7 protein-coding genes are annotated in these 7,057 nt (G+C 72.7%); 4 read left to right on the forward strand and 3 right to left on the reverse strand.

Annotated features, from left to right (window positions below; all coding sequences use genetic code 11):
* Nucleotides 1-15: 15 nt before the first annotated feature.
* The gene (locus IEX37_RS14195; RefSeq protein ID WP_188756970.1) at nucleotides 16-1,530 is read left to right on the forward strand and encodes a DHA2 family efflux MFS transporter permease subunit; all 1,515 of its coding nucleotides are present in this window, start codon (nucleotides 16-18) and stop codon (nucleotides 1,528-1,530) included.
* A 15-nt stretch (nucleotides 1,531-1,545) separates the two neighbouring features.
* Here the strand turns inward: IEX37_RS14195 and IEX37_RS14200 are convergent, their stop codons facing one another.
* Together IEX37_RS14200 and IEX37_RS14205 are read right to left on the reverse strand one after the other, a co-directional pair.
* Complete coding sequence (locus IEX37_RS14200; protein WP_188756972.1) at nucleotides 1,546-1,707, reverse strand: hypothetical protein; 162 nt, start codon at nucleotides 1,705-1,707, stop codon at nucleotides 1,546-1,548.
* A gap of 63 nt (nucleotides 1,708-1,770) precedes the next feature.
* Nucleotides 1,771-2,376: a flavodoxin family protein gene (locus IEX37_RS14205; protein WP_188756974.1), complete on the reverse strand. Its 606-nt coding sequence runs from the start codon at nucleotides 2,374-2,376 to the stop codon at nucleotides 1,771-1,773.
* A gap of 186 nt (nucleotides 2,377-2,562) precedes the next feature.
* Here IEX37_RS14205 and IEX37_RS14210 point away from each other — a divergent pair, with 186 nt between their 5' ends.
* Complete coding sequence (locus IEX37_RS14210; protein ID WP_188756975.1) at nucleotides 2,563-4,005, forward strand: flotillin family protein; 1,443 nt, start codon at nucleotides 2,563-2,565, stop codon at nucleotides 4,003-4,005.
* A 110-nt stretch (nucleotides 4,006-4,115) separates the two neighbouring features.
* Here the strand turns inward: IEX37_RS14210 and IEX37_RS14215 are convergent, their stop codons facing one another.
* Nucleotides 4,116-5,219 (reverse strand): serine hydrolase domain-containing protein, encoded by a 1,104-nt coding sequence (locus tag IEX37_RS14215; RefSeq protein ID WP_188756978.1) that lies wholly within the window; start codon nucleotides 5,217-5,219, stop codon nucleotides 4,116-4,118.
* Between the two features lie 92 nt (nucleotides 5,220-5,311).
* Here IEX37_RS14215 and IEX37_RS14220 point away from each other — a divergent pair, with 92 nt between their 5' ends.
* Nucleotides 5,312-5,887 (forward strand): mismatch-specific DNA-glycosylase, encoded by a 576-nt coding sequence (locus tag IEX37_RS14220; protein WP_188756980.1) that lies wholly within the window; start codon nucleotides 5,312-5,314, stop codon nucleotides 5,885-5,887.
* A 198-nt stretch (nucleotides 5,888-6,085) separates the two neighbouring features.
* Nucleotides 6,086-7,057: DUF222 domain-containing protein (locus IEX37_RS14225; RefSeq protein ID WP_188756981.1), on the forward strand; the 972-nt coding region annotated here is incomplete at its 3' end.

Genomic DNA, 7,057 nt, shown 5'->3' on the forward strand with positions numbered 1-7,057 from the left:
GTCGAGGAGACATCCATGACCGCCACCCACTCCGGCACCGACTCCGGCACGATCCGCGTGCCCGCCCCCGAGATCGATCCCCGCGGCATGCGGGTCATCTGGCTGCTGCTGATCGCCGCGTTCGTCGCGATCCTCAACGAGACGACCATGACGGTGGCGATCCCGCACCTCAACGCGGATCTCGGGGTGCCGCCGGAGCTCGGGCAGTGGCTGACGAGCGCGTTCATGCTCACCATGGCGATCGTGATCCCGACGACCGGATTCCTCCTGCAGAGGCTCACCACGCGCGGGGCATTCCTCCTGGCCATGTCGCTGTTCACGGCGGGCACCCTGCTGTGCCTGGTCGCTCCCGGGTTCAGCTTCCTGCTGCTCGGCCGCATCGTGCAGGCCGCCGGCACCGCCATCATCATGCCCCTGCTGATGACGACCGTGATGTCGGTGGTACCGCCGCACGCGCGCGGACGCATCATGGGCCGCGTGGGCATCGTGATCTCCCTGGCGCCCGCGATCGGCCCGACGCTGTCCGGCGTGATCCTCGACGTGCTCACCTGGCGCTGGATCTTCGGGATCGTGCTGCCGATCTCGATCGCCGCCCTGGCGATCGGCGCCTGGCTGCTCACCAACCTCGGCGAGACCTCGCGTGCACCGCTCGACTCCCCCTCGGTCGTGCTGTCCGCGCTCGGGTTCGGCGGCCTGGTGTTCGGGCTGAGCCAGCTCGGCGGCGCGCACGGTGCCGAAGCGGCGACCGAGGCGGAGACGGCCGTGCTGTCGCAGGGTGCCGCGATCGGCATCGTCGTGGCGGCCGCGGCGGTCCTGGCGCTCTTCGTCTGGCGGCAGCTGCGCCTGGCGCGGCGCGACGACGCGCTGCTGGATCTGCGCGTGTTCCGGTCGCGGAACTTCACCGTCGCGATCGTCGTGATCACCGTGATCTCCCTCGCGATGTTCGGCACGTTCACGGCCCTGCCTCTGTACCTCCAGAACGTCGTGGGGCTGACGGCGACGGAGTCGGGCCTGGTGGTGCTGCCCGGCGCGGTCATGATGGGCCTGCTCGGCCCGATCGTGGGCAGGATCTACGACGTCCGCGGCCCGCTGGTGCTGCTCGTGCCGGGCACGCTGCTCGTGGCGGCGACGCTGGGCTTCTACGCCACCGTGACCGAGCACACGCCGGTGGTGGCGCTGGTCGTGGCGCAGACCACGATGTCGATCGGCATGGCCATGTCGTTCACGCCGCTGTTCTCCGCGTCCCTGGGATCGCTCGAGCGGCGCTTCTACTCGCACGGCTCCGCGGTGCTCAACACGCTCCAGCAGGTCGCCGGGGCCGCGGGCGTGGCGCTCCTCATCACGACGATGTCGTCCGTCTCGGCCACCGGCGTGGCGGAGGGCCTGAGCGAGGCCGCGGCCGGTGCGGCCGGCACGCGCACCGCGTTCCTGATCGCCGCACTCGTGGCGGTGGGAGCGGTCGTCTCGGCGTGCTTCATCCGCAAGCCGGCCGATCAGGAGGGCGACGCGCCGGCCCTGCCGGGGCACTGAGCCGCGGCGCGGCGCTCAGTCCGCCGGCCGGCAGACCCCGCCGCAGCAGACGGCGCCGTCCGGCGCAGACTGGTCGAGCAGTCGCAGCGGCACAGCCTCGGGGCGGGCCGAGGTGTCGGCCGGGGCCGTTCCGGGGGCATCGGCGCGGTGCTCCGCGCGCTCCTCACTCGGGCTCATGCCGGCCATCGTAACCCCGTGCCGCACACGCCAGGGCCGCGCCCGGAAGGGCGGCGCCCCGAGTCACTCCGGCGCCGGGTAGGGGTGCGCGCGCAGCAGCGCTGCCAGATGCACCGCATTGCGCGCGAGCGTCGCCGTCGTGGTCGCGACCTGTTCGGGGGTCTCGGCCAGGTCCTTGTAATCGGTGGTGTGCATGGCCTCGCCGTTCCAGTACACGCCGCCCTGCGAAGGGACGGTGTAGCCCGCGTCCACGAGGGCCTGGTACAGATCCGCCGTGATCTTGTGGGCCCCGTCCTCGTTGCCGACGACGACGGTGACGGCGACCTTGCCGGCGAGGATCGGCCGCCCCTCGTCGTCCGTCTCCGACAGCTCCGCGTCGAGGCGCTCGAGCACGCGCTGGGCGACGCTCGACATGTGCCCCATCCAGGTGGGCGTGCCGAAGACGAGAATGTCCGCGTCGAGGACCTTCCGCCGCAGCTGCGGCCACTCGTCGCCGTCGCCCATGTCGTTGCGGACTCCCGGTCTGACGTCGTAGTCGACCACCCTGACCTGTTCGGTGGCGGCGCCCCTCGCCGCGAGAGCCTCGAGCACCTGGGCGTTGAGGAGCGCCGTGCTCGACTGCGCGGGCGACGGGCTCAGGGTGCAGTTCAGCGCCAGCGCGCGGATCATCCGTGTCTCCCTTCCGACGAGCGCGCGTGTGTCCGCGCGCCGGGCCAGTCAAATGCTTCGCCGCCCAGCCCGCGCGGGGGTTGACAGGCGGCCGCCCGGAGGACGGAGCGCGACACGGCGGCCGGCGCAACGCTATGTTGAGAGCATTCGGACGCGCCGGCACGGAGCCGGCTGGAGGGGGACGAGATGGAACTCGCGGTCGCCGGCGGCATCGGCCTGATACTCCTGCTCGTGATCGGCGTGGCGGTCATCGCGCTCGTCGTGATCGCGATCCTGATCAGGGCGTGGTACCGCGTCGCACGCGCCGACGAGGCGCTCGTGATCGTCGGAAAGCGCCAGCGCGGGGCCGACGGCCAGTCGTCGCGCATCACCGTCATCACGGGCGGTGGCGCGATCGTCAACCCGCTCACGCAGCGCGCCGAGATGATCTCGTTGCGGGCGCGGCAGATCAAGATGGAGCCCACGGCGCAGTCCTCGAACGGCGTGACCGTCAACGTCAACGGCGTCGCGCTCGTCAAGATCGGCTCGGACCCGGAGTCCGTGCGCCGCGCCGCGGAGCGATTCGCCTCGCAGGACAAGGCGATCGAGCAGTTCACGACCGAGCAGCTGGAGGGTGCGCTTCGCGGTGTCGTGGCGACGCTCACGGTCGAGGAGCTCATGCGCGATCGGCAGCGCCTGTCGGATCAGATCGCCGAGGGCATCAAGAGCGATCTGTCGTCGCAGGGTCTCATCCTCGACTCGTTCCAGATCCAGGGCATCACCGACAGCAACGGGTACATCTCGGCCCTCGGCGCGACCGAGGTCGAGCGCGTCAAGCGTGACGCCGAAGTGGCGAAGATCAACGCCGATCGCGAGATCCGCGCCCGCCAGATCGCGACCGACGAGGCGAACCTCATCGAGCAGACCGCGCTCGACAAGAACACCGCCGCCGCGAAGGCCGAGGTGGGCCGCGCGAACGCGGAGGCCGAGCAGGCCGAGGCCCTGGCGCGCGCCGAGCGTCAGCAGGCGGTGCTGCTCCAGGAAGCGGAGAACACGCAGGCGCGGCTCGACTCCGAGGTCAAGCGCGTCGCCGACGCCGAGCTGTACCAGCGCGAGCGCGAGGCGGACGCGAGCGCGTACGCCGAGGTCAAGGCCGCCGAGGCGCGGGCCGAGATCGCCGAGCAGGAGGCGAAGGCGGTGCGTCTGCGTGCCGAGGCCGAGGCCGATGCGGTCCGCCTGGCGGGTGAGGCGCGCGCCACCGCGATCCGCGCCGAGGCCGACGCGCTGTCGCGCAACCAGGAGGCGCTGCTCGCGCAGCGCGCACTCGAGACGCTCGTGCCGATGATGACGGAGTTCGCGAAGGGCTACGACAAGGTCGGATCCATCACGGTGCTCGGCGGGGAGGGTGCGAGCGGTCACCTCGCGACCGAGTCGGCGACCGGCCTGCGCGCCTCGTTCGAGGCGGTGCGCGCCGCGACCGGCATCGACCTGTCGGCGATCATCCAGGGCCGTGCGGTCGGCGAGGCCTTCGCCGACGCGACCAACCGCCGCACCGCGACGCCGTCCGCCGCCCAGACCGCCGAGCCCGCGCCGACCCCGCCTGCCGCGGGTCCGACGGACGCCGCGGCGCCGAGCTCAGCCGCGGAGTAGATCGCAGCGCGCGCCGGCGCAGGACCGGCGCGGACGGTCGGCGCGCCGGAGGGGGTCGCGCCGGCCGGTGTCTCGACACGACGTGCCGCGGGACGCGCCCGCGGAGTGCGTCAGGCGGGCCACGCGGCGAGCAGGTCGTGGAACACCGCGGCGGGCAGGTTCGGCTGCGGGCCCGTGCCGTTCAGCAGCACCGCCACGACGCGGCCGCCCTCCGGCTCGTAGAGCGCGAGGGACTCGTAGCCGACGGCGCTGCCGAGATGGCCGATCCAGCCCTCCAGCTCCGCGATCGCGAAACCGTAGCCCTGTCCCGCCGCGAGCGTCTCCAGCCGGCGCTCGTGGGTGTCGGCGGAGACGAGCTCCCCCGTGCCGAGCGCTCGTGCCCACCGCGCCAGATCGTCCGCCGAGCCGACGAGGCCGCCCGCGGCGCCGAACCACCCGGCGCCCGTGTCGGGCAGGGCCTCGGCGCTCCCGTCGCTGCGGACCAGGTGTCCCAGGGCCATGTCCGGCGACGTGGACCCCTCGGGGTACGCCAGCGAGCCGAGCCCGAGGGGCCGCGCGACGTGCTCCTCGACCGCCTGCGGCCACGGGACGCCGCTCGCGCGCTCGATGATCTCGCCCAGCAGCACGGTGTTGGTGTTGGAGTAGTGGTACGACGTGCCCGGTGCGAACAGCGGCGGATGGGCGAACGCGATCTCCAGCAGCTCGGCGGCGCTCGGGTCGTACGCGGGATCGGACAGGAATCGCTCCGCCACATCCTGCTGTGTCGCATAGTCGGCCAGCCCCGAGCGCATGGTGGCGAGGTCCTCCACGACGATCTCCTCGCCGCCTGGAACGCCGTCCACGTAGTCGGCGACCGGCGCGTCGAGACGCAGGACGCCCTCGTCCGCGAGCTGGAGCGCGACGGTTCCGACGATCGCCTTCGTCACACTGCGGTAGCTGAAGCGCGTGTCCTCCGCGACCGGCCGCCCGGGCGCCGCGTCGCCCGTGACGACCGTGACGCCGGCGCCCGATCCGTCCTCCACCCGCACCGCCGCGCCCGGGATGCCCGTCCCGTCCAGCGCCCGCTGGACGATGTCGCGCACCTCGTCCGCGCTCCAGGCCGGCGTCATCTGCGCGGTGGGCGACGGCGGCGATGGCGCGCCGTCGGGGGCGCAGCCGGAGACGAGCGCCACGGCGAGCAGGAAGGCTGCGGCGGCCACAGGGCGGGTGCGCATGGCGGGCTCCTTTCGCGCGGTCGTCCATTATGGCGACGGCCCGGGCGAGGATACTGGGAGTCCCCTGCCGCCGACGCGATCGAGGAGGGTGCATGGGATTCACGCGCGAGCAGCTCGACGGCTTCCGCGACGCGGAGGTGCCGGACCTGATCGGGCCGGGCCTACGGCTGCTGTTCGTGGGCATCAACCCCGGGTTGTGGACCGCGGCCACCGGCACCCACTTCGCGCGGCCCGGCAATCGCTTCTATCCGGCGCTCGCCGCCGCGGGGATCATCGGCCACGCGCCGCGCACGGCGGAGGGGATCAGCGGGGAGGACCGCGAGATGCTCCTCTCGGCGGGCATCGGGATCTCCAACCTGGTCCACCGGGCGACGGCGCGCGCGGACGAGCTGAGCAGGGCCGAGCTGCGCGCGGGGGCCGCTCGGCTGGCCGCGGATGTCGCGCGCTGGCGACCGCCCGTCGTCGCGATCGTCGGGATCTCCGCGTACCGTCTCGGATTCGATCGGCCGCGGGCTCGCACGGGGCTCCAGCCCGAGTCGCTGAGCGGCGCTCAGCTCTGGGTCGTGCCCAACCCAAGCGGCCTCAACGCGCACGACACGGTCGACTCGCTCGCGAAGGCGTACGCCGAGCCGGCGCGTGCGGCGGGCCTCCTCCCGCGCGTCGACTGACCCGGGCGTTTCGTCTCGCGCTTCGCTGCGCTCGACCACCGGTTGCGCATGGCCGCCGCTCCACCCACGCACGGGCTGGCGCTTCACTCCTCGTCCACAGTCACCGCCGGAAGCGGGTTGTCCACGGGTTTCGTTTTGGGGTGCGGATCGGCGGTTTCTCCGCGCGGGAATGTCGGTGGTCGCCCCTACCGTGGAGGTATGGATCAGCGGTACACCACCGACGGGGAGGGGTTCCCCTCACCCGGTGATCTGCGTGCCCTGATCCACAACACGGGAGCGTTGAGCGACCCGGATCTGGTCGCGGCAGTCACCGCCGTGGAGGCGCTGGGACGGGTGGTCGACGCTGCCCGGGTGCGCTTGGCTGGGGAGGTTGAGACCCGCTCGGCCCGGGATGCGGATGATCGTCTGTCGGCGAGGTTCGGGTGCCGCACCGCGACGGAGCTCTTGGAGCGCACGACGCGGGCGTCGTCGAGGTCGATCAGCGCCCGTATCCGGTTGGACAAGCACACCCGACCCCGGGTGTCTCTCACGGGTGAGGAGCTCCCGGCCCGGTTCCCCCACGTCGGCGAAGCGTTACGGGACGGTGCCCTGGGGCTCGATGCCGCCCACGAGATCACGACAGCACTGGGCAAGGTAGAGGATCGTGCCGACCCCGTCCAGTGGGACGCGGCCGAGGCCACCACGGTGGCCTACGCCACCGGCACCCTGGACGAGCAGGCGGGGATGATCCCGCCGACATTCGCGGAGGTCGAGGTCCACGCCCGTACCTGGGCGACCTACCTCGACCAGGACGGCCCCGAACCGGACGCGGAACGCGCCGCCCGCAACCGGGGCCTCACCCTCGGCACGCCCCGGGACGGGGTCGTCCCCCTGCGCGGGTCCCTGCTCCCCGAGGTCGCCGCCGGGCTGCAGCGGCTGCTGGATGCGCACCTGAACCCCGCCGTCCGCTTCACCCCGGCGGTCGACCCCGAGGACCGGGACGAGCACACCCCCTGGTCGACCGAAGACGTGGTCGATGACCCGCGGACGAACGCGCAGAAGCGCCACGACGTCCTCGCCGTGATCATCCAAGCCGCCGCCAAGGCCACCGAGACGCCCACGCTCGGCGGTGCCGCCCCCACGCTGGTGGTCACCGTCGCTGAGGACGACCTCCACAACCCCACCGCAGCC

Origin of the sequence: Microbacterium album (assembly GCF_014643695.1) — a bacterium.
Lineage (GTDB): Bacteria > Actinomycetota > Actinomycetes > Actinomycetales > Microbacteriaceae > Microbacterium > Microbacterium album.